Raw genomic sequence first — 22,214 nt, forward strand, 5'->3', positions numbered from 1 at the left:
GCTTTTATGGTCGACACCGACGACCGGGAAAAAAATGCGACTGAAGATCGGCGATCTGGCGAAGAAGGCGGGACTGAGCGTCCGGGCCTTGCACCACTACGATGCAATCGGGCTGCTGTCGCCGGCGCAGCGCACGGACGGCGGCGCGCGCCTGTATGGGCGGGACGACCTCATCCGGCTGCATCGGATCGAGGCGCTGAAACGCTTCGGGTATTCGCTGCCGGACATCAAGGCGAGCCTCGACGGCCAACTGGCGGGTTCACCGCTCCAGCTTCTGCAGCGCCAGATCGCGGAACTCGATGCACAGGCGTCGCGCGCGCAGCGCCTGAGTCGTCACCTGCAATACATCGTGGACGTGATCGCCACCGGCGACGAGACCACGGCGACCGACTGGCTGAATGCTCTGGAGTGGATGAACATGATCCAAAAACACCTTGAAGACGACGAACTCGATGCGTTGCTGGCATCCGGGCCGGATACGATCGCGCCGACGGATCCGTCGTGGGCAGCGCTGATCGAAGAAGTTCGCGTTGCCCGGCAGCAGGCGCTGCCGGCCGGCAGCGAAGCCGCCCAGGCGCTGGCGTGGCGCTGGATCCGGCTCGTGGTCCGGATGACCCGCAACGACCCGACGCTCGCGACCAAGCTGATGGCCATTCAGCTCGACGAACCGCGTGCTCCGCAAATCGTCGGCATCACGGCGGAGATGCTGGCATGGATCGACGAAGCGTTCGTGCACGCGCGCTGCGCGCTGCTTGCGAAGCACCTCGACCCGACTCAGGCCGACGAGGTGCGGCGGCGCCAGTTCGCCGCCATGAAGCATCGAGCGTGGCCGGCGCTGGTGGTCGAACTGAGAGCGCAAATGGATGCGGGCGTCGACGCCGGCGCCGCACCGGTGCAGGCGATCGTCAAGCGCTGGCAGCAGCTGTTTCTCGACAGCTTCTGCGGCGACGACGCGGCGCTGGAAGCACGCGTGCGCGATGCGATGATGCGCGAACCGGATCTGCAACTGGGCATCGGCCTCGACGATGCGTTGCTTGCTTATCTGAACCGGGCGCATGTCGTCGGCCAGGACACGACGCCGATGAACGCCGGGCCCAAGCCGAGCGCGCTGCTGGTGGCCACGCAGCGGGCCGCGCACCAGCTGCTCGACCGGCCGCTGGTGCTTGACGATCCGGTCGCGCTGACCGTCCTCGGTGCGGCTGAGGCGCAAGCCCTGCGCGACAACCTCGACAAGTTCCGCCAGCCAATGACGGTGGGCATGCGCAGCACGGTGGTGGTACGCAGCCGGCTTGCCGACGACGTGTGGGCCGACGCGATCGAACGCGGCATCCGCCAGTATGTGGTGCTGGGTGCGGGGCTCGATACCAGCGCATACCGGCGAGCCGATGCGCCGGGGCGCGTGTTCGAGGTCGACCTGCCGGCGACGCAGGCGTGGAAGCAGGCCCGTTTGCGCGAGGCGGGCATGGCGGTGCCGCCGTCGCTGCGATTCGTGCCGGTCGATTTCGAGCGGGTCGGTCTCGCGCAAGGGCTGGCGCGCGCCGGTTTCGATGCCGATGCGCCGGCGCTGTTCAGCTGGCTCGGCGTGACGATGTATCTCGACGAGGCCGCGGTGATCGACACGCTGCGCTTCATCGCCGGGTGTGCCAAAGGTAGCGCGGTCCTGCTCGAATATGTGGTTCCGCTGTCGAGCCTGCCGCCGATCATGCGCATCGCGATGGAGCAGATGACGGCGCGATTCGCCGAGCGTGGCGAGCCGTGGAAAAGCTTTTTCGAACCCGACGCACTGACCGCGAGCCTTGCCGCGCTGGGCTTCAGCCACAGCAACACATGGACGCCGGACGAGTTGAACCGGCGCTACCTCGCGAATCGCGCCGACGGGCTGCACATCGGCGCATCGCCGGGGCGTTTGGTTCTGGCGACGGTCTGACGAACCGGCGCGAAGCGCATCGTCGGCCGCAACCGCCCGTTCGACAGAAGCGGCCGGATCATCGACAATTCGCGGCTATCAAAACATGAGAGAGAGGGCAGGTGCATGCGCAGGGTCGTCAAGTCGCTCGGGGTGATCCTGGGCATTTCCGTCGCCGGCATCGCGGGTGCGCAGGCCGCCCCGAGCGAACTGGCATTCCCGCGTTTCACCCAGGCGGAGGGCCGGCAGGATTCGGACGGGCTGCCGCTGTCCGGCGTGAAACTCTGCGTGCTCCCCGATCGTGCGCCGTGCTTCGAGATGCCGCCCGAGCCGGTTCCCCATTCGTCGAAGGAGCTTTACCAGTTCGGACTGATGCCGCGGTCAGAGCGGCTGCCGATTGCGTCGGGCGGCTCGTGGGTGTTCTTCTCGGGGATGTTTTCCGGCGGTGGCAGCGGGATGCTGGAGCGCGTGGCGATATTGCGTTATGGCGCGAACGGCAAGATCGAGAACCTGATGCCGGAAGTCACCCAGACGGAGACGGCCGATCGCGCGATGTGGAAGGTGCCGGACGTGTCGCCCTATCCGGTGTTCGTTCGGGCGGACTTCGTGTGGGCCGACGACGAGGATCATTTCGGCAAGCACTTTTTCGTCGTCGACGCGTGGACGTTCGATCCCGCCATCGGGCAGTACAGGAAGCGGTTTTCCTACCGCACCGCGAAGCGCTATGACCGCGGCGAGGGCTCGGATCATGTGTTGAGCGCCGAGCGTGCGGACATTCTGCGTCACCTCGCCGCCAGCAAGTAGCGCGCTGCCGGTGCGGCGCGTCTCCGCCGCCACGCGCGTGGGTTGCCGGCGGGGGCGAACCGCCGTTCAGGCGGCCGCCCGCAGCCTCATCGCTGCGCTTCCCCGTAAGTCTCCCTGCATACCTCGCGCAACGCGTCGACCAGGAGATCCCGCGCCGGCGAGCGCGAATCGGCGGCGCGGGTAAAGAGCGCGATGGGCGGGAGCGTCCAGACCAGCGAGTACGGCACGATCGCCACGCCGGCGATCCGCACCAGTTCTTCCGCGATGTCGGCGGGCACGATCGATACGGCCTCGTCGCTCGACGCGATCATCTCGCCGATCAGCTTGGACGAGTAGCTTTCGACGATCGGAACGGGCGGCGGGATGCCGGCCGACAGGAACAGGTCGGTGACCTGCTCCCGCATCGGCGTATGCGGGGCGCCGAGAATCCAGTCGAGCGCGTGCAGCTTGTGCCAGTCCAGCGCGGTGCGGGCCAGTTTCGCGGCAAGACGCCGGCTCGCGATCATGCGCGGCTGCTGCTGGTACAGCACTTCGAAGGAAACCTGCCCCAGGTCGATCGCCGACGACGCCCGCCCGATCACGATGTCGACGCTGTGGTCCTTGAGTTGCAGCAGGAGCTGATCGCTGGTGCCTTCGTGAATCGTCACGGTCAGGCGCCGTTCCATGCGCGCCTGCAACCGCTTGAGCGCCGCCGACAGCATCTGCCCGGAAATGAACGGAATCACGCCGATGTGCAGGTGGGCCGCATGCCCGGCGGCGACGGCCTCCATTTCTCGGGCGAGGTGGTCGAGATCCTTGATCATCGCCTTCGCCCGCTCGAGCACGACCGCGCCGAGCGCGGTAGGCCGCATGCCGCGCGACGAGCGTTCGAAGAGCGGCGTGCCGAACATGCTCTCCAGCTCGGACAGCGCGTTCGTCACGGCCGGCTGGCTGCTGGCCATGTGCTCCGCGACACGCGTCAGCGACCCGTGCTGCTGGATCTGCAGCAACAGCACCAGGTGCCGCATCTTCAGGCGCGCGCCCAGCCGCCTGACCACGTCGTTCGCGTCAAAAGTCATTGACTGGTCACGTATTCATCATGAAAAAGTGATGGAGCGATATTAAAACAGAATCATCACCTTATGGTGGATCCCTAGAATCACCTTCATGGATCGCGCCGGGACTGGCCTGGCGCCCGTGCCCGGATCGAAAAACATGAAACAGACTGAGACACAGCAGCAGGCAGCGTTCGACTATCACGAATTTCCGACCCCGGGAAAGATCTCGGTCGTCGCCAGCAAGCCGCTCGTGACGCAGCGCGATCTCGCGCTGGCGTACACGCCGGGCGTGGCGGGCGTGTGCGAGGCCATCGCCGCCGATCCGCTGCAGGCGCACCGCTTCACCAGCCGCGGCAACCTGGTCGGCGTGATCACGAACGGCACGGCCGTGCTGGGTCTCGGCAACATCGGCCCGCTCGCGTCCAAGCCGGTCATGGAAGGCAAGGCCGTGCTCTTCAAGAAGTTCGCGGGGATCGACGTCTTCGACATCGAGATCAACGAAACCGACCCGGACAAGCTGGTCGACATCATCGCGGGCCTCGAGCCCACCTTCGGCGGCATCAACCTCGAGGACATCAAGGCGCCCGAATGCTTCACGGTCGAGCAGAAGCTGCGCGAGCGCATGAAGATTCCGGTCTTCCATGACGATCAGCACGGCACCGCCATCACTGTGTCCGCCGCGTTCATCAACGGGCTGAAGGTCGTCGGGAAGTCGATTTCGGAAGTGAAGGTCGTGACGTCGGGCGCAGGGGCCGCCGCGCTGGCCTGCCTGGACCTGCTGGTCGACCTCGGGCTGCCGGTCGAAAACGTCTGGGTGACCGATATCGAAGGCGTCGTCTATCGCGGGCGCACCGCGCTGATGGACCCGGCCAAGTCGCGCTTTGCGCAGGAAACCGATGCGCGCAAGCTGGCCGACGTCATCGGCGGCGCGGACGTGTTCCTGGGCCTGTCGGTCGGCGGCATCCTGAGTGCCGAGATGCTGAAGGAGATGGCGCCGCGCCCGCTGATTCTGGCGCTGGCCAATCCCACGCCGGAAATCTTCCCGGAACTGGCGCATGCGACGCGCGACGACGTCGTCATCGCGACGGGGCGCTCGGACTACCCGAACCAGGTCAACAACGTCCTCTGTTTCCCGTACATCTTCCGCGGCGCGCTGGACGTGGGCGCGACGACGATCACCCGCGAAATGGAGATCGCCGCGGTGCACGCGATCGCGGGGCTGGCCGAGGAGGAGCAGAACGAAGTCGTCGCGGCGGCTTATGGCGCGTACGACGTGGCGTTCGGCGCGCAATACCTGATTCCGAAGCCGTTCGACCCGCGCCTGATCGTCCGTATCGCGCCGGCCGTGGCGAAGGCGGCGATGGAAGGCGGCGTGGCGAAGCGCCCGCTGACGGATCTCGACGCGTATGTCGAGCAACTGCAGCAATTCGTCTACCACTCCGGCGCGTTCATGAAGCCGCTGTTCGCGACGGCGCGCCGGCTGGTGCGTGACGGCGGCAAGGCACGGATCGTCTTCACCGAAGGCGAGGACGAACGCGTGCTCCGCGCGGTGCAGGTGATCGTCGACGAGAAGCTGGCGCGTCCGATTCTGGTCGGGCGCCCGGAAGTGCTGCTGGCGCGCATCGAACGGTTCGGCTTGCGGATCCGGCTCGGCCAGGATGTCGAGGTGACGAACCCCGAGTACGACGAGCGGTTCCCGCAGTACTGGACGACGTATTGGGAGCTGCGCTGCCGGGACGGCATCTCGAAGGAAATGGCGCGGGTCGAGATGCGGCGCCGCCTGACGCTGATCGGCGCGATGATGGTGCGGCTCGGCGATGCGGACGGGATGATTTGCGGCACGGTCGGCGAATATCACAACCACCTGCGGTTCGTCGACGAGGTGATCGGCAGGAAGCCGGGTGCGTCCACGTATGCGGCGATGAACATCCTGTTGCTCGATCAGCGGACGGTCGCGCTGGTGGACACGCACGTCAACGACAATCCCGATGCCGAGCAGATCGCGGAATTCACGATTGCCGCGGCTCGTCAGATGGAATGGCTGAACCTCACGCCGAAGGCGGCGTTGCTGTCGCGGTCGAACTTCGGGTCGGGGAGTGCGGCGTCGGGCGTGAAGATGCGCCGGGCGCTGGAGATCATCCGGGAGCAGGCGCCCGATATCGAGGCGGACGGCGAGATGCATGGCGACTGTGCGCTCGACGAAGGCTTGCGGTCGAGGCTGCTGCCGATGTCGCCGCTGAAGGGGGCGGCGAACCTGCTCGTGTGCCCGAACGTGGATGCGGGGAATATCGCTTACAACCTGCTCAAGACGGAGGCGGGCAGCAATGTGGCGGTGGGACCGTTCCTGTTGGGCGTCAACGCGCCGGTGAATATTCTGACGTCCAGTGCGACGGTGCGGCGGATCGTCAACATGACGGCGTTGACGGTGATCGAGGCGAACCGGAACGCGTCTGTTTGAGCGGAAACCGGAAGGGGGCGAGTTCACCGGACGGGGTGTGGTTCGGGGGGATTCGCCCCTTCGGCGATTGATTTCTAGTCGTGCCCGTCGACGTTGACTTCATCGAGGCCCCATGTGGCCGCAAGATGATCGCGCAAGGTCGCGAGAATCTCGTCCGATAGCGCCGGCAATCCCCGCGCGGTGGCTCGGGCGAGGATCAACCCGCCCACCATTGTCGACAGCATCGAAATTGCGCGAACCCGGTCCTCGGGTTCGATCTGCGCAGCCTCGGTGCCATCGGGCCTCCGCTGCGCGAATAGCGTCATGTAGCGCCCGATGCCTTGGGCGAAAGCGTCCGAGATCGCACCCGTTTCGCGTGCCGCGTCTGCCGCGAGCGCGGCCACCGGGCAGCCTTGGCCGATGCTGTCGCGATGCTGCGGCGACAAGTAATTCGCGACTCCAGCTCGAAGGAACCCGTCGGCGTCGGTGTTCGCATCGGCATCCGGTGTCTCCAGCTCGGAGAGTTTCCACTCGAACGCGTATTCCGCGGCCTCGGCCGCCAGCGCATCCTTCGATTCGAAGTGCCGGTACAGCCCGCCGTGGGTGAGCCCGGCCTCGCGTGTGATGTCGGCCACCCCCACGCCGGTGAAACCGCGCTCGCGGTACAGCCGGGCCGCGGCCTGCAGGATGGCCAGGCGGTTTTCGGCCACCTGCGTTTTCGAGACTTTCATGAAGATCCTTTCGTGCGCATGGCATTGCGTGTTGATGACAATCATACTCAATACTGTATGATGTCGATCATCATCAATAGATCGACCAGGACAGAATCCATGCACATCACGCCCACTGCGAACCGCCGAATCGTCGTCACCGGCATGGGAATGGTCTCGCCGCTGGGTTGCGGAGTCGAGCTGGTGTGGCAGCGGCTGCTGGCCGGCCAGTCAGGCTTGCGCCTGCTGCCGGATGCGATGACGGCGGACGTCGCGGCCCGCGTGGGCGGTGTGGTGCCCGATGTGCACGAGGATGCGTGCGGCGGCTTCGACATCGACCGCTTTGTGTCGACCAAGGACCAGCGCAAGATTGACCGCTTCATCGCCTTCGCGCTCGCCGCCGCGCAAGAGGCACTCGCGCAGGCGCAATGGGCGCCGGCCGACGAAGTGTCCCAGCAGCGCACGGCCACGGTCATCGCGTCGGGCATCGGTGGATTTCCGGCGATCGCGGGCGCGGTGCGGACGACCGAGATGCGCGGACCGAAGCGTCTGTCGCCATTCACGATCCCCTCGTTCCTCGTCAACCTTGCCGCGGGACACGTGTCGATCAGGCACGGCCTGAAGGGGCCAATGGGCGCGCCGGTGACCGCTTGTGCCGCGAGCATCCAGGCCATCGGCGACGCGGCACGGCTGATCCGCTGCGGCGAGGCCGACATCGCGGTGTGCGGTGGCGCCGAGGCCGCAATCGATCGCGTCAGCCTGGGCGCCTTCGCCGCAGCGAAGACCTTGTCCACCGGCTTCAATGACACGCCAACCCGCGCATCGCGGCCCTTCGACCGGACTCGCGACGGTTTCGTGATGGGGGAAGGCGCCGGCATGCTGGTGATCGAATCGCTCGAGCACGCGCTGGCGCGCGGCGCCGTCCCCCTGGTCGAACTCATTGGGTATGGCACCAGCGCCGATGCGTTTCACATTACCTCCGGCCCCGAAGACGGCAGCGGCGCGCGACGCTCGATGCAGGCGGCGCTGACGCAGGCCGGCCTGACCGCGTCCGACCTGCAACATCTCAACGCTCACGCGACCTCGACGCCGGTCGGCGACCTGGGCGAATTGGCCGCGGTGCGCGACCTGTTCGGCGTCGACCTCCCGCTCGCCATCACCTCCACCAAGTCGGCGACGGGCCACTTGCTGGGCGCGGCCGGTGGCGTAGCGGCGATCTTCACCGCCCTGGCCTTGCGCGATCAGGTCGTCCCGATGACGCTGAACCTCGAACAGCCGGACGCACTCGCCGAGGGCCTGGACATCGTGCACGATGCGCCGCGGCACATGCCGATCGTTCACGCGATGGCCAACGGTTTCGGCTTCGGCGGCGTGAACGCCAGCCTCGTCTTCAAGCGTTGGGGAGCTTGATGTCGCCCGCGTCTGCGAAGCCTGCCGGGCGCCAATGGCCCGGTCGGCTCCTCGATCGGCGATCGGTTCACGGTCCAAACGCTCAGCGGACGCCTGAAGTCCAGGCCATTCGCCGAAACCCTTCGGTACACGGTCTGATCGGAATATTCAATTGAGCTTCTGCTCTCGGCATCGGCGAATGTGCCGGCGTACGTCGGCTTCGGGTCGATCACGGCCCGTGGTGGCGTGACGGCGAAGCAATCTCAGGCCTGATTCGACGCTGGCCGAGAGATCAGGGTTTTGACTTACTCGCCTGATCTGACTCTGGCGACGGACATTCCGACGCGGCCCTGGCGAGCGGCTCCCTTCACGCTGCCGCGCTTGTCAGTCGAAATCCGTTGCTGCCGGCTCGGGATGTCCGCAATCGTTTGCAAGCAACCACCCGGACATCGGCATTACCCGTGGACGCCTCTGTCGCGTCTCCGCACCCCGCGCCGATTTAATCAGTATTTCGTAACAATCACCCGTCGCGACACTCCGGATAGCTTGCTTTCGATACCAATCCTAACGAAGTTTTAGGGCTCGCTACTTCGCGTATCGTCCGATAATTATCTTTTATTTTCGTCTAAAATCGCGCTTCCTCTTACTTTATAACGGAAAGCGTTTTGAAAGGACTGACGAAAAATCTCTCGCGCACGGCCATCGCCGCATGCGTCGCTTATGCCGGGCTCATGCCTTTATCCCGGCCCGCCGAAGCCCAGGTCGAACCTCTGAAGAATCCCGTCTACGGTGTGACCCTCGACGACCTGACCAAACTGGACGCCATCGTCGCGTCGCTGCAGAACCTGCCGTACAAACCCACCGTGCGTGTCGTGTTCGATCCGGATACGTCGGCCGCCGACTACTACGCGCCTCTGCTGCGCCTGCACGCAGTCGCGTACGTGATGGGCGAAGTCTACGATTCCTACTATTTCCCGACGGACCTCACCACGTACAAGGCAAGAACGCAGGAACTGGTGTCGCAGCTGAAGAACACCGTAGACGTCTGGGAGATCGCGAACGAAATCAACGGTGAATGGCTGCGTAACAACCCGAGCGGCACGAATTCCGTGGTCAACTCGCAAGAGCAGCAGATCGGCCAGATGGTTGCGGCGGCCAACCAGATCGTCAAATCGAACGGCGGCAAGACGGCCATCACGCTGTACTACAACGACGACAGCAAGGGCAACAACTGCTGGGAGAAGCCGCAGGATTACTGGAAGACGTGGCCGACCGCGTTCCTGTCCTCGACGGTCCGCCAGCAGGCCGACTACGCGTTGTTCAGCTACTACCCGTATCAGGATTGCCCGGGGCTGAACCCGACGTGGAAGAACGATTTCGCGGCGCTGGAAAGCATCTTCCCGAACGCGAAGGTCGGCTTCGGCGAAATCGGCACCTCGGATATCTCCGCGCCCGCATCGGTGCAGCAGAACCTGATCAAGACCTACTACCCGATGGTCAACAGCATGACCGATCCGCGTTTCATCGGCGGATTCTTCTGGTGGAACTACGCCGAGCAAATGCTCCCGTATTCGACGAGCTCGTACTTCCAGCTGTTGCGTCAGACGATCATCACGCTCAAGGCGCCCAACTAAGCGAAAAGCGCCATCCAGGAGCAAGCGTCAGCGTCGTTGGTTAGAACCACAATGTCGCGCGTACCACGAGACCACGTGCGCGTGCCGCTGACGTCAATCCGAACCGGTATTGCACCGTGACATCCAGATAGCTTGCCGGCGCGCTGTACCGCCCTTCGCGAAACCAGTACCGCAACTGGATGCCGGGCCCGGCGCCGATCGCCGTCTTTTCCGGCTGTCGATTGTCGTGATCGCCGGCCACCGCGGCGTGCGGGTAGATGGTCAGCCGATCGCTGATCATCGGCAAACGCCAGGTGTGCCCGTAACGCAACTCCGAATAAATGATGTACCGGCCCGCGCTGATGAAGTACGCGCCTTCGACATATGCCTGCCAGCTGCGCCAGCTCGGTTCGGTCACCCGCAGGTCGGTCCCGGCCTCCGACGAATAACCCACGCGCATCAGCCAGTCCGTCATCGACAGGCTGCCGACGTGGAACAGCCGCTCGGCGGTCAGCACGACGTTCTGGTCGGGCAGCGGCTTGTAGCGCGCGCCCACCGAACCCTGCACGGTCGGCATGCCGGTCACGTTGCCCGTCCCGTCGTAGGCCGTGCCGTATCCACGCACGAAGAACTGGAAGATGCGGCCGTTCTGATAGCCGATCTTCGGCGGCTGCCAATACGCTTCGATACCCGGCTGCAACACGCTGATCGTGCCTTGCGGGCCGAACGCGGCCGACTGGTACGGCGCGCTCAGCACGAACCCCCAGGTGCGCTGAAGCTGCTCGACTTCCCGTCGATAGCCGAACTTGTGCTGCGCATCGAATTTGTGTTCGTTCTCGTCGGCGTCGAGGCTGTGCTCGAACAGGTCGATGGACTCGTCGTTCAACCCGATCCGCTTGGCGGCATAACCCGCGTCCGCGTAGTTCATCGCGTTGCCGGCGCCGCCGGCGAAGCCCTCCTGGAATGCGTCGAGTGCCTCGCGATCCTTGTGGTCGCGCAGCAGGTCATAGGCTTCCTGCAACTTCTGTTGCGCGGTATTGTCCACCGGCGCCTGGGCGGGCTGGTCTTCCTGCCGCGCCTGCGCCGCGATCGACGCGGCCATGTTGCGCTCGCCTTCGGTCGTCGCATCGTCGGCCGCGAGGTCCGCCATCCGGATCGCGGTATCGCGGTCGCCCGCCTGCAGGCTCAACTGCGCGATGCGCAACTGCACCACGGCCGATTTTTCATCGGCGAGCGGTGCCAGCGCAATGCCGGCTTCATGCGGACGATTCGCCGCGAGCGCGCTGTCCGACCAGGCGAGACGCAGGTTGCGCTGCTGCTCCTTGCTCCATTTCCCGGTTGCGACGGCGGCCGAGAAATCGCTGCAGGCGACGTCGTAGTGCATCTGCCGCTGCGCCAGGTAGCCATGCTGCGCACGCACCGCCGCACTCTTCGGAAAACGAACCGTCAGCGATTCCACCAATGCGTCCGCTTCGTCGACCTTTCCTTCCCGCCTGTATACGTCGACGAGCAGCAGCCCGAGCTGTTCGCTACCGGGCTGAATCCTGATGGCGCGCGACGCATACACTTCCGCGAGGGGCAGGTCGCCGGCATTGATCGCCTTGTAGGCGCTGTCGGCGAGCCGGTAGGCTTTGGGCGTCAGCGGCTGCGCGGCGAAGGCCGGCGCCTGCCACGCCAGCGACACGGCGATCGCCAGTGCGCTCAACCGTGCACAGCGCTTGAGGCCGGCCGCGATCGGGGGTTTCGAATGCTTCATGCCTGTTCTCCCGACGGTTTCGTCACGAGGGCGCCTTGCTGCGCCGCCGGGTCGCCGTCGCGTACGCGGGCGAGTTCGACGAAGCGCGAGTGCCGGGAGAGTTCGGCGGCAATCTCCGCATCGCAGGCGATGAAGTAGGCCACGTTCGATCGGGCGCCGCGCCGCACGACATCCTGCTCGTCCGGCGTGAGCGGTCGCCCGACCGCGACGTTCAACGTGCCGTCTTCCGCGGTCGAAAACGGCACGGCGTGGTATGCGTACTGGAGCTCGAATGCCAGCGAATCCGCGAAGTGGCCCACCGCGACGTTGCCGAGGCTCACCCGGGGCAGTTCGGCTTGTTCGGCGATCGCATCCGCGAGCGATTCGGCGGATATCGCGCAGCCTTCGACCAGCAGTTCACCGAGCCGTTTGCCGCAGGTCAGCTGCTTGTCGAGGCTCGCCTGCAATTGCTCCAGCGTGACCACGCCCCAGCCGACCAGGATCTCGCCGACTTTCATGCGTGCTTTCCCGAGCGCTTCGTTCGACAGGTAGGTATGGCTGGTCTTGTCCCAGGCGATGGGCTTGCCGGTCACCAGGTGGCCGATATAGATGCGCCACGCGCGGCAAACCGCGTAGAAATTGATCAGGTTGTTGACGAACATCCGCGGGATCGACAGCAGCCCCTGGGTCGGGCCGTTCAGCTTGCTGACGAAGTGGAAACGCTGCCCGGCCCGCGCGAACAGCATGGCGGTGTTGATCCACAGCAGCGGCGCGACCCAGTGGCTCGCCATGACGAGCGGGGCGCCGACGGGGATGACATGGATGGATCGCTGAAGTGCGCCGAGCAACAGGAAGTTGATCAGCACGCCATAGGCAATGACCGAAAACAGCGAGGTCACGATGCCCTTGCGATCGTGGAAGAACATGTATCGGGTGAGAAGATTGCCTTTCCAGCCGAGTTGCTCCCAGCCCTGAAAGGCGATGCCGAGGATCCAGCGCGTGCGCTGACGGTACGCGGTACGAAATGTTTTCGGAAAATACTCGCGCGTGGCCAGCAGGTTGCGATTGGCGACGCTACCCGTTGCGCGTCTTTCCGCTGCATCGCGCGTGATGCCCGTCAATGGAATGCATGCAAAGGTTTCCTTCATCCCCAGGTCTCTCAACCGGAAGCTGAAGTCGTAATCCTCGGTCAGCGAACTGGTGTTGAACGGCGCGCCGTTGCGTTCCTTCATCGCCGCTTCGATCGAGCGCCTGCTATAGCACGATGCAACGCCCGCGCCCGGGACGATGCCGGTCAGGCGGGCCCGAACCGGCACGTCCTTCTGGTGCGTTTCGCTGAAGTCGTCCAGGTAGCATCCGGCGACGAACTCGTTCCATTTTCGCGGCAAGGACAGCACGGGAAGCTGGACCAGGTCGCTATCCGCGACCGCGTGGTTGAGGTACTTGAGTTCGACCGGATGAATGACGTCCTCGCAGTCGTGCATGACGACGCCCGCGAATTGAATTCGGTGGACTGCTTCGTAGCGCAGGATCGCTTCGACGATCCAGTTCAGGCAGTCCGCCTTGCAGGTCGGCCCGTCGTTCATGACGGTCGCGCGCGTGACCCTGCCCGGGTACCGGCGGACCATCCGCTCGACCTCGGCCGTGGTTTCGGCATCGTTGTGATAGGTGCCGACGAATATCACGTAGCGCTCGTACTCGAGGGTCGCCAAGGTGTTTTCGATCATCTTGGCGATCACGTCGTATTCCTTCCAGGCCGGAACCATCAGCGCCAGATGCCGTTCTTCCAGCGCGCGCAGCATGCCGATATCGATCGTTTGCGATTTTTCACGACGCAGGATGCGCCGGATTTCAAACGACCAGTAACAGGCATCCAGCGTGAGGTCATCCAGTGTGCTTACCAGGATGACAATTGCGGTCACAATGGCGACAAGGTTAAGTGCGTATAAGTACGCACTCCAAATCATGTTATCCATCATTTTTTCCGCGCTTTTATCTTGTATTTGATTATTTCCCCTCGTATCGACGAAAGACGAAAGTTCCCCGTCCTCGCCGGCCCCGTCACGTCCACTCCGTGGCTTGCGCCGCGCGAATTCCCGCCGCTCGAAAAAGCCGGCAGCACGCGAGCTTTCTCGATGTGGTCACGTTGCATCGCGAACGATGCAACGTGTTCAGTGGATGACTTTTTGACAGCCCGTTTCCCGCTTGCCTGCCTGCCTCCGTCCCTGCATTCCTGATCGCCTGCCGCCGCTCTCCACCCGACGCTTGCGCAGTGCCCCCGAGCACCGACTCCGCAGCACACAGCTCATGTAGCAAGTCGTGCGCCATCGCTGCGCGACCCTTGACGTTACGTGCATCGCAGGGGGCCGCACGGGATTGGCCTGCCGAATCCGAGCCAAATGTTTCAGTGCTGAAACACGCCGTCGATCGACCGGATGACACATCGTTTTCCGACCCTCTGCCGGGCTCCGATCGTCGCTTTCGGGAAATCGCCGCACGATTCCGGCGGTGACCAGCCGGATAAACCGACGTCGAACCGGAAAGCCGGTGCTTCAGTCGTCATTGCACATGCATGTCACCGGAGGAAATTTTCGCGTTGCGCTCCGCGAAGCTCGGCGATTGACTGGTTTTCCCTGAATCGTACGAACAGGGTTCGCGCGTTTGTCCGATTAAATTCATGACACCGCCGCGTTGCATGCCTGAAACGTTTTATCGGCCCAATTTTCGAGTGGCGTCGATGCATGAATTTCACTCCCTTGGCGCATGCCCATTTGCGACCGATGGTACGGATCTAGCTTGAAAGTAAAGCCATCTCCTCCCGGATTTATTTGTCTGGTTTCAATTGCGCAGCAAAAATTAACGACATGGCGCCCCGATTCCGGAGGGTGATTCTCGATGCTCGTCTCGCGAGCGAGATGAACTTATTTTGCATATCAAAGGATGAAAATCATGCCTTCGCATCGCAATGAATCTTTTCGAAACGGGTTGAGCATCGCCGGATCACTCGTCGCATTGATCACCACGTTCGCCATCGCCGTCGGCGTTCAGGATGCGAATGCGCAGGCGACAGGCAACGCTTCCGTCATGAACATCAAGCCGCCTCCGCTGCCGAACGGCTCGGCCCAGGTCAACGTGAAAGCAGGGATGTCCGACGAGGATTGGGAGAAGGCATACAAGGAAACGGGGCGCCCGAAGTTCAGCAAGAATTCCGTCAAGAAACTCAACGGCAATGTGCAACGTGACTAGGGAGAAACGGCCATGAAAAAGATCTTGCTCGTCATCGCCCTGCTAGCGGGGCTCGCGCAAATGACATTGCCGGGCACCGCGCACGCGCAGGCCACCACAGCGCACACGCTCGTGCTGTACGACAACCCGGCCAACGACCCGTATTCGAAGCTCGGCCTGATGTACAGCATCATGCTGAGAAACCTGCTTGGCCATTTCAATGCGACGATCGATCTGGTTCCGATCCAGAACTACACGTCCGGCATGGTCGGGAGCCACGACGTCACGTTCTATATCGGCGACTACTACAACAACCCGATTCCGACGGCGTTCATGAGCGACGTGATGACCACCAAGAAGACAGTGGTCTGGTTCAAGTACAACTTGTGGCAACTGGCCTGGAACACGGCCTTCACGTTCAATCAGACCTTCGGGTTCAGCTTCGTGGGCCTCGCGGGGATGAACGCGACGCCGTCGGCGAGCAATCCGAATCCGGGCTTCTACGATACGGTCACGTACAAGAACCTGTCGATGGTCAAGTACTACGCCTATAACGCGTCGACGGGCGTCATCAGCGCGGATCCGGACATCGGATTGACCCAGGTCGTCGATTCCACCAAGGCGCAGGCGCTCGTCACCATCAAGAACAGCCAGAGCGGAGCAACCGCGCCGTACATCATGCGCTCTGGCAACTTCTGGTACTTCGCGGACATGCCGTTTTCCTACATCGGCCCGACGGATCGCTACCTGGTGATCTGCGACATCCTGCACGACATCCTGCAGACTAATGCACCGGTGAATCACCGTGCCCTCGTCCGTCTGGAAGACCTCGACGCGTATACGACGACGAGTTCGATGCAGCAGCTGACGAATTACATGTACTCGAAGCACATTCCGTTCACGATGGCAACCATTCCGTTGTATACGGACCCGAATGGCTATTACAACGGCGGCGTGCCGGAGACGATCCATCTGGCGCAGGCAACCGGCCTCAAGAGGGCACTGAACTACGCGCTCGCGCGCGGCGGCTCGATCGTGATGCACGGCTACACGCACCAGTACGATTCGACGCCGAACCTGCTGAATGCAGTCAGCGGCAGCGACTACGAGTTCTGGTACGCGGTACAGAACCGGCCGGTTGATGAGGACTCCATCCCGTGGGCGGAAGGCAGGATGGCCGACGGCCTGCTCGAGTTCACGCTCAACGGCTACAAGATCGTCGGCTGGGCCGCGCCGCAGTACCAGATGTCGCCGGCCGCGTCGTCGGCGACAGCCCTCACGTTCCCGACCACGTTCCAGCGGGCCGTGTACTACACGTCGACCAAGCCGCAACTCGGAACGGGTGCCGCCAACCAGGATTTTTCGGCCGGACAGTTTTTCCCGTACATCATCAACGCCGATTACTACGGGCAGCGGATCGTTCCGGAGAACCTGGGCAGCGTGCAGTACAACATCTGCAATATCGACCCGTTCTCGTGCATCACGTACACGTGGCAGCAAATCGTGACCAATGCCCAGTATGGCCTGGCGGTACGCGACGGTTTCGCGTCGTTCTTCTTCCATCCGTACTGGCTTGAACCGGATCTCGGATTGCCGGCGCTCCAGGACTTCCAGAGCATGATTACCGGCATCACGAATCTCGGCTACAAGTGGGTGGACGGCACGACGGCCAAGTGACGCAGGCGGAGCGACAGCCCCGTGCGACCCGCATCGGCAAGGCGGGTCGCACGTTTGCGTTCGATCGGCTACGATGACGCGCAGGCATGCTTCCGGAGAGCCAGCGATGACCCCATACGCGATCCCGGCCTGGCGCAGGATTCAACGGCGTATGGGCCGGCTTCGGCTCGCCGCGCGACCGGGCCCGCTTTCAGTCGCGCCGCGTTCGCCCCGGGTGGCGACGCTCGCGGCGATCGGCGCCTCGCTCGTCGTGGCCGCCTGCAGCTGGACCGCGCACGACGTGCACGCGGACGGCATCGTCTGGCAGGTGGACAACTCGACGACGAATCCGGTCGGCAACTGGCAGATGCTCGGCATTCACGATCTGCTGATTCAATGGACCGTCGTCGACGATACCGCGTTCATCGCCAGCACCTCGATCCAGCCTGCCGCGCATCTTCCCGACTGGGAGCGCATCGGTCGTGAGCCGTGGGCCAGGAACGTCATCCTGGGGCTGGCCGGCTACCAGGACGAAAAACGGGCGCGCACCCATCTGTCGACGCTCGCCGATCAGTCGCTGGAAGTGGCGCGCGCACCGGTTCCGCTGCATGTCGCCGGCTACTACTTCCCGGTCGAGATCGATCCGACCTGGCAGGACGCGCCAAAGCTCGCCGCCGTCCTGCAACGGCTGCCGCGGCCGCTCTGGGTGAGCGTGTACGACCAGACCAACATCGGCGGAAAGGCGCTCGCGGACTGGCTCGCGGCGTGGCTGCCCGCGGACGTCGGCGTGTTCTTCCAGGACGGCTGCGGTGTCTATGCCCGCGAGCCGTATGTCGCGCGCGCTTACCTCGACGAACTGGTTGCAAAGTTGGGAAAAAAGCGCGTGCGGGTCATCGCCGAGGCGTTCAGGCCTGCCGAGCGGGGCGGATTCCGTTCGGCCAGCGCCGACGAGCTGGGCAAGCAACTGCTGGCGTATCGCGGTTATCCGGTCTACCTGTTCGATGGTCCGCACTATGTGTCGGACGACCTCACGCGCACGCTCTCGACGTGGAAGCCCAAGCCGCCGCCGGCCGTGCCGGTGGGCACGGCGCACTGATTCGGCCCGGTTCCGGCGAACCGGGGGCAAGGGAGCAGGTGGCGAAACAATCGGGCGGATTGGTTTTCCGGCGGCAACGCGTGCCCGGCACCCGGTGCCGGCACGCCGGCGTACGGGGTCGACCGTCGATTTGCTGCTCCCGCCCCGCGCCCCATTTGATGACCAAACCGCAAGACCTAGTGCATAGATATCGTTTGCCGCGGCCTTAATGACTATCGACAATCGTGGCTCGATTTCGCCGCCGTGGCGCCAGAAGCGCCGCGGTGGCCGGTACCTGGCGGCTATCCCGGCCGTCCGCACCATCCAGCTCACGACGACATGTACGCGTTCACCCCTTCATTCCAGAATCCCGCCGGCTCGCCGATCCGCGAACTGTTCAAGTACCTGTCCGAACCGGGCATGATTTCCTTCGCGGGCGGCTATCCGGCCAGCGACCTCTTCGACGTCGACGGCCTGAACGCGGCCGCCGGGCGCGCATATGCGCAGCCGGTGCGCTGCCTGCAATACGGCCCGACCGATGGCCTCGCCGAACTGAAGCAGCAACTGATCGCGTTGATGGCGCGTCGCGGTGTGGCGTGCACGGCGGCAGAACTGCTCGTCACGACCGGTTCGCAGCAGGGGCTCGACCTGTTGCTGCGCGTGATGGTGTCGCCCGGCGACGTCGTGCTGACCGAACAGCCGGCCTATCCGGCGACGCTGCAGGCGATGCGTCTGCAGCAGGCGCGCATCGTGACGATTCCGGTCGACGGCGCGGGGCTCGACGTCGATCGTCTCGGCGAACAGCTTTCATCCGGCGCGATCGCGCAGCCGAAGCTGCTCTACACGGTCCCGACCTTCGCGAACCCGACGGGCGCGACGCTCACGCGCGAACGACGGCTGAAGCTGCTGCGTCTCGCGGTGCAATACCGCTTCCTGATCGTCGAGGACGATCCGTACGGCGACCTGCGTTTCGCGGGCGAAGCCGTGCCGTCGATGCTTGCGCTGGCCGACGAAGTGGACGGCGCACGCGACTGGATCGTGCATTTCGCGAGCCTGTCGAAGATCGTCGCGCCGGGGCTGCGCGTGGGCTGGACGATCGCGCCGGCCGAGATCGCGCGCCGCTGCGTGATCGCGAAGCAGACGGTCGATCTGTGCAGCACGCCGTGGACGCAGGCCACCGCCGCCGAATATCTGGCCGACGGCGCGCTCGAACGCCATCTGCCGCGCATCACGGCCGCGTACCAGCGCAAATGCGATGCGATGTGCGACGCATTGCGCGACGGCCTGGGCGATGCGATCGAATTTCATCGTCCCGAAGGCGGGATGTTCGTGTGGGCGCGGATCGGCGCGGTGTCGTCGGACGTGCTGCTGCAACAGGCGATCGCGAACAAGATCGTGTTCGTGCCGGGCAAGGCGTTCTTCGCGGACAACGTCGACGCCGCATCGCTGCGCCTGTCGTTCGCCGCGCCGGACGTCGATGCGATCCGGGAAGGCGTCGCGCGCCTCGTGCGCGCGTATGGAGCGGCGCTCGCCGCGTGAGGAGACAACAACGTGAATATCACCGTCAACGACACCGTATCGATGGGCGCAGCACCGCGCGCGGGCGATAACCGGCCCGTGGCGCACCGCTCGTCGCAGATCAGCGCAGGGCCGCAGTATGTGGCCGACGTGCTCGGCCGCTTCGGCGCCCAGCCGGCGGACGACATCGGCGACGCGGCGCCGGTCGTCCTCGGCTACAACTGAGCCGCACGGCGACGGCCGGCGTGCGGCACGCGTGCCGGCGCCGCCGCAAGCGGTTAAGCTTGCGCGACCGCAACACGCACGATCGCCGCTTCGCCATGTCCGACTCAACTTCCGAATCGCTCGCGCAAACGTACGAGCGTCTCTGGTCCTGCCTCGAATCCGGGGTGAGCGCGCAGCGTTCGCCGTTCACGATGCTGCAGGCCGCGACGCTCGGTATCGACGGCGCGCCGAAGGTACGCACGATCGTGTTGCGTCAGGTGAACCGTGCCGATCGTGTGCTGTCGTTTCATACCGACGCGCGCTCGGAGAAGGTCGCGGAGCTGCGCCGCGATCCGCGCATCGCGCTCGTCGCCAGCGATCTCGATGCGCTCGTGCAGATTCGCGCGGAGGGCGTTGCATCGATCTGCGACGACGAAGCGCAACGCCGCGCGATCTGGCAATCGAGCCGACCGCATACGCTGCTGCTGTATCGCGCACCGTTGCCGCCGGGTACGCCGGTCGAGTCGCCTGAAGCCGCGCATGTGTCGGCGAGCCCGCGCGCCAATCCCGACGACGACGGTTACGAGAACTTCTGCCTGCTTCACGTGAGTGTGACGCGCATCGACTGGCTCGAACTCGCGCGCGCCGGCCATCGCCGCGCGGTGTTCGACCTGCATGAAGGCGGCTACGAAGGCCGGTGGGTCGCGCCCTGAGCCGGACTGCTCACGCACCGCTTTCGACGTGACGGGCCAATGCCGCGGCGAGGTACTGCTCCCCGTCATCGATCGACCCGACGATCGCGGGCGCAATGACTTCTCCCCAGAACGGCAGACGCCACTGCGGATCGGGGTGATGCCCCAGGACGACGGCCCGATATAGGCCATCGGGCCGTTGCGCAATCAGCGTGACCAGATGCCGATCGGCGAGGTGCGTTTCGGCAACGGGTTGCTCGCCGGGCATCAGCACGCTCTTCCAGATGCCGCCGTATCTTTCTTCCCATCCCATCGGATCATCTCCTCGCGGCACATCGCCCGTTGCGGGGTTGGCCGCCGGCTGCCCGGGATCGCACACGGCGCCTAAGCGCTGCTTCCCGCGCCGCGGCTACCGGGCGAGTCGGGCGGCCGCCCGTCCGACGCCGCCTGCGCGGTCATCCACTCGCGCATCACGACGATGGCGTCGTCATCGCGCCGTTCGGCCGGATACACGAGATAGAACCCCATCGACAGCGGAAACGCGAAATCGAACGGCTTGCACAGCCGGCCGGCGGCGATGTCGCGCTCGACGAGCGGATCGGTGGCGAGCGCGATGCCCTGGCCGGCGACGGCCGCATCGATCGCGAGCGACGTCTGGTTGAAGCGCAGCCCCTTGTGCGGATCGAGGTCGACAGGCTCCGGCATCGCAGCGAGGAACTCGGGCCACAGGTCGTGCGCGTCGTGCAGCAGCACGTGGCTTGCAAGCGCGCGCGGCGACGCCGGCGCGGCCAGCAGCGCGGGGCTGCACACGGCACACACGTCGAGCGGGAACAGCGCGTGCGTGGCGAGATGCTTGCCGAACGGCGGCTTGCCGTAACGGATCGCGAGATCGACGCCGTCATGGCGGAACGTCGCGATCTGCGGGTCGGCGATCACGCGCACGTCGTAGTCGGGATGTGCGTCGGTGAACTGCGCGAGCCGCGGGATCAGCCACTTCGACGCGAACGACGGCGTCGTGCTGATGGTCAGTGCGGCGCGCCGCTTCACGAGCTTGTCGGTCGCGTCGGCGATCGCGTGCAGCGCGCGCTGGACGTCGGAGAAATACGCGGCGCCGTCGTGCGTCAGCGCGAGGCCGCGCGGCAGGCGTTCGAACAGCTTCAGGCCGAGCACGTCCTCGAGGTGGCGCACCTGCTGCGCGACGGCGCCCTGCGTGACGCCGATCTCGTCGGCGGCGGCGCGGAAATTGAGGTGCCGCGCGGACACTTCGAACGCGCGGAGCGCATTCAGCGGCGGCAGGCGGGAGGGGCGAGGCGGCATCGTCAGGCTGTAGAAAAACTATCGGCTGGAGGCAGAAATACTGGTTCGACAGTGGGTATCGATGCGCCTACATTACCACCATGGCGCACCGAACGGCGGTTGCGCGGCGGCAGGATTCGAATGAGGAGCAGATCGTGACTGTAGAAAAAGTGGCGTTGATCACGGCGGCGGGCAAAGGCATGGGCGCGGCGATCGCGCGCGAACTGGCGGCGACGGGCTATCGCGTCGCGCTGATGTCGCCGTCGGGCAGCGCGGTGGCGCTCGGCGAGGAACTGGGCGGGTTCGGCATCCAGGGTTCGGTGACGGAAGAAGCCGACATCGACCGGCTCGTGCAGGAAACGCTCGCGCGCTACGGCCGCATCGATGCGGTCGTGAACAACACCGGGCATCCGCCGAAGGGCGAGCTGCTGGCGATCACCGACGACAACTGGCATGCCGGGCTCGACCTGATCCTGCTGAACGTGGTGCGCGTGATGCGCCGTGTGACGCCGGTCTTCCAGAAGCAGGGCGGCGGCGCGGTGGTCAACATCTCGAGCTTCGCGGCGGACGCGCCCGAGCAGCCGATGCCCGTTTCGTCGGCACTGCGCGCGGCGCTGAGCGCATGGACGCGTCTTTACGCGGAACGTTACGCGGCCGAGCACATCCGGATGAACGCGGTGCTGCCGGGCTTCATCGACAGCTGGCCGGAAACGCCGGAGATCGTCGCACGCATCCCGGCCGGCCGCTTCGGCAAGACCGGCGAGATCGCGAAGACGGTCGCGTTCCTGCTGTCCGACGGCGCGGGCTACATCACCGGGCAGAACATTCGCGTCGACGGCGCGATCGTCAAGGCGCTGTAAGCGTCGCGCGGGCGAGCGGCCGCAGCGGCCGCAGCGGCCGCAGCGGCCGTGCCGCTC

18 protein-coding genes are annotated in these 22,214 nt (G+C 64.8%); 12 read left to right on the plus strand and 6 right to left on the minus strand.

The features are described from left to right. Positions 1 to 34: 34 nt before the first annotated feature. Together DPV74_RS05495 and DPV74_RS05500 are read left to right on the plus strand one after the other, a co-directional pair. Complete coding sequence (locus DPV74_RS05495) at positions 35 to 1,927, plus strand: SAM-dependent methyltransferase (protein ID WP_119336713.1); 1,893 nt, start codon at positions 35 to 37, stop codon at positions 1,925 to 1,927. 105 nt (positions 1,928 to 2,032) lie between these two features. After that, a complete protein-coding gene (locus DPV74_RS05500; RefSeq protein WP_119336714.1) occupies positions 2,033 to 2,710 on the plus strand; it encodes a hypothetical protein in 678 nt (225 codons plus the stop codon). A gap of 86 nt (positions 2,711 to 2,796) precedes the next feature. Here the strand turns inward: DPV74_RS05500 and DPV74_RS05505 are convergent, their stop codons facing one another. Beyond that, a complete protein-coding gene (locus DPV74_RS05505) occupies positions 2,797 to 3,768 on the minus strand; it encodes a LysR substrate-binding domain-containing protein (RefSeq protein WP_021156700.1) in 972 nt (323 codons plus the stop codon). Between the two features lie 136 nt (positions 3,769 to 3,904). Between DPV74_RS05505 and DPV74_RS05510 the strand changes: the two genes are divergently transcribed. Further along, positions 3,905 to 6,205, plus strand: coding sequence for an NADP-dependent malic enzyme (locus DPV74_RS05510; protein ID WP_027790699.1), 2,301 nt, complete (start codon positions 3,905 to 3,907; stop codon positions 6,203 to 6,205). Between the two features lie 74 nt (positions 6,206 to 6,279). Here the strand turns inward: DPV74_RS05510 and DPV74_RS05515 are convergent, their stop codons facing one another. Further along, on the minus strand, positions 6,280 to 6,915 hold the full coding sequence (locus tag DPV74_RS05515) for a TetR/AcrR family transcriptional regulator (protein ID WP_060085763.1): 636 nt from the start codon (positions 6,913 to 6,915) through the stop codon (positions 6,280 to 6,282). 99 nt (positions 6,916 to 7,014) lie between these two features. Here DPV74_RS05515 and fabF point away from each other — a divergent pair, with 99 nt between their 5' ends. After that, positions 7,015 to 8,304, plus strand: coding sequence for a beta-ketoacyl-ACP synthase II (gene fabF, locus DPV74_RS05520; RefSeq protein ID WP_119336715.1), 1,290 nt, complete (start codon positions 7,015 to 7,017; stop codon positions 8,302 to 8,304). Between the two features lie 710 nt (positions 8,305 to 9,014). Then, positions 9,015 to 9,917 carry a hypothetical protein gene (locus DPV74_RS05525; protein ID WP_226113421.1) on the plus strand — a complete coding sequence of 301 codons (903 nt, stop codon included), beginning with the start codon at positions 9,015 to 9,017 and terminating at the stop codon, positions 9,915 to 9,917. Positions 9,918 to 9,957: 40 nt separating this feature from the next. Here DPV74_RS05525 and DPV74_RS05530 read toward each other — a convergent pair whose 3' ends face one another. Next, complete coding sequence (locus tag DPV74_RS05530) at positions 9,958 to 11,652, minus strand: bacteriophage N4 adsorption protein A (protein WP_060171486.1); 1,695 nt, start codon at positions 11,650 to 11,652, stop codon at positions 9,958 to 9,960. Beyond that, entirely contained in the window at positions 11,649 to 13,607 is a 1,959-nt protein-coding gene (locus DPV74_RS05535) for a glycosyl transferase family protein (RefSeq protein ID WP_226228224.1), read from the minus strand. The genes DPV74_RS05530 and DPV74_RS05535 overlap by 4 nt, the downstream gene beginning before the upstream one ends. Before the next feature lie 964 nt (positions 13,608 to 14,571). Between DPV74_RS05535 and DPV74_RS05540 the strand changes: the two genes are divergently transcribed. The 6 genes from DPV74_RS05540 (at position 14,572) to DPV74_RS05565 (ending at position 20,022) form a co-directional block, all read left to right on the plus strand. Further along, on the plus strand, positions 14,572 to 14,877 hold the full coding sequence (locus DPV74_RS05540; protein WP_081076474.1) for a hypothetical protein: 306 nt from the start codon (positions 14,572 to 14,574) through the stop codon (positions 14,875 to 14,877). 12 nt (positions 14,878 to 14,889) lie between these two features. Then, a complete protein-coding gene (locus tag DPV74_RS05545; RefSeq protein ID WP_060171480.1) occupies positions 14,890 to 16,533 on the plus strand; it encodes a DUF2334 domain-containing protein in 1,644 nt (547 codons plus the stop codon). A gap of 106 nt (positions 16,534 to 16,639) precedes the next feature. Further along, positions 16,640 to 17,608, plus strand: coding sequence for a hypothetical protein (locus DPV74_RS05550; protein WP_119336717.1), 969 nt, complete (start codon positions 16,640 to 16,642; stop codon positions 17,606 to 17,608). Between the two features lie 318 nt (positions 17,609 to 17,926). Next, on the plus strand, positions 17,927 to 19,126 hold the full coding sequence (locus tag DPV74_RS05555) for a PLP-dependent aminotransferase family protein (RefSeq protein WP_027790708.1): 1,200 nt from the start codon (positions 17,927 to 17,929) through the stop codon (positions 19,124 to 19,126). A gap of 12 nt (positions 19,127 to 19,138) precedes the next feature. Next, positions 19,139 to 19,330 (plus strand): hypothetical protein, encoded by a 192-nt coding sequence (locus tag DPV74_RS05560; RefSeq protein WP_119336718.1) that lies wholly within the window; start codon positions 19,139 to 19,141, stop codon positions 19,328 to 19,330. Positions 19,331 to 19,425: 95 nt separating this feature from the next. Next, positions 19,426 to 20,022, plus strand: coding sequence for a pyridoxamine 5'-phosphate oxidase family protein (locus tag DPV74_RS05565; RefSeq protein ID WP_119336724.1), 597 nt, complete (start codon positions 19,426 to 19,428; stop codon positions 20,020 to 20,022). 10 nt (positions 20,023 to 20,032) lie between these two features. On the opposite strand, the gene DPV74_RS05570 is transcribed toward DPV74_RS05565, so the two are convergent. Further along, positions 20,033 to 20,314 (minus strand): hypothetical protein, encoded by a 282-nt coding sequence (locus DPV74_RS05570; protein ID WP_060208434.1) that lies wholly within the window; start codon positions 20,312 to 20,314, stop codon positions 20,033 to 20,035. 71 nt (positions 20,315 to 20,385) lie between these two features. Beyond that, complete coding sequence (gene gcvA, locus DPV74_RS05575; RefSeq protein WP_027790712.1) at positions 20,386 to 21,318, minus strand: transcriptional regulator GcvA; 933 nt, start codon at positions 21,316 to 21,318, stop codon at positions 20,386 to 20,388. A gap of 134 nt (positions 21,319 to 21,452) precedes the next feature. Here gcvA and DPV74_RS05580 point away from each other — a divergent pair, with 134 nt between their 5' ends. Beyond that, on the plus strand, positions 21,453 to 22,157 hold the full coding sequence (locus DPV74_RS05580) for an SDR family oxidoreductase (RefSeq protein ID WP_027790713.1): 705 nt from the start codon (positions 21,453 to 21,455) through the stop codon (positions 22,155 to 22,157). Positions 22,158 to 22,214: the final 57 nt, after the last annotated feature.

The organism is Burkholderia sp. HAN2018 (genome assembly GCF_024704855.1).
In the GTDB taxonomy this organism is placed as follows: Bacteria; Pseudomonadota; Gammaproteobacteria; order Burkholderiales; family Burkholderiaceae; genus Burkholderia; species Burkholderia cepacia.

Bases quoted from the DNA above. Each gene is read 5' to 3' on its own strand.
- DPV74_RS05495 (WP_119336713.1), top strand. From the start codon at position 35: ATGCGACTGAAGATCGGCGATCTGGCGAAGAAGGCGGGACTGAGCGTC.
- DPV74_RS05500 (WP_119336714.1), top strand. From the start codon at position 2,033: ATGCGCAGGGTCGTCAAGTCGCTCGGGGTGATCCTGGGCATTTCCGTC.
- DPV74_RS05505 (WP_021156700.1), bottom strand. From the start codon at position 3,768: ATGACTTTTGACGCGAACGACGTGGTCAGGCGGCTGGGCGCGCGCCTG.
- DPV74_RS05510 (WP_027790699.1), top strand. From the start codon at position 3,905: ATGAAACAGACTGAGACACAGCAGCAGGCAGCGTTCGACTATCACGAA.
- DPV74_RS05515 (WP_060085763.1), bottom strand. From the start codon at position 6,915: ATGAAAGTCTCGAAAACGCAGGTGGCCGAAAACCGCCTGGCCATCCTG.
- fabF (WP_119336715.1), top strand. From the start codon at position 7,015: ATGCACATCACGCCCACTGCGAACCGCCGAATCGTCGTCACCGGCATG.
- DPV74_RS05525 (WP_226113421.1), top strand. From the start codon at position 9,015: ATGCCTTTATCCCGGCCCGCCGAAGCCCAGGTCGAACCTCTGAAGAAT.
- DPV74_RS05530 (WP_060171486.1), bottom strand. From the start codon at position 11,652: ATGAAGCATTCGAAACCCCCGATCGCGGCCGGCCTCAAGCGCTGTGCA.
- DPV74_RS05535 (WP_226228224.1), bottom strand. From the start codon at position 13,607: ATGGATAACATGATTTGGAGTGCGTACTTATACGCACTTAACCTTGTC.
- DPV74_RS05540 (WP_081076474.1), top strand. From the start codon at position 14,572: ATGAAAATCATGCCTTCGCATCGCAATGAATCTTTTCGAAACGGGTTG.
- DPV74_RS05545 (WP_060171480.1), top strand. From the start codon at position 14,890: ATGAAAAAGATCTTGCTCGTCATCGCCCTGCTAGCGGGGCTCGCGCAA.
- DPV74_RS05550 (WP_119336717.1), top strand. From the start codon at position 16,640: ATGACCCCATACGCGATCCCGGCCTGGCGCAGGATTCAACGGCGTATG.
- DPV74_RS05555 (WP_027790708.1), top strand. From the start codon at position 17,927: ATGTACGCGTTCACCCCTTCATTCCAGAATCCCGCCGGCTCGCCGATC.
- DPV74_RS05565 (WP_119336724.1), top strand. From the start codon at position 19,426: ATGTCCGACTCAACTTCCGAATCGCTCGCGCAAACGTACGAGCGTCTC.
- DPV74_RS05570 (WP_060208434.1), bottom strand. From the start codon at position 20,314: ATGGGATGGGAAGAAAGATACGGCGGCATCTGGAAGAGCGTGCTGATG.
- gcvA (WP_027790712.1), bottom strand. From the start codon at position 21,318: ATGCCGCCTCGCCCCTCCCGCCTGCCGCCGCTGAATGCGCTCCGCGCG.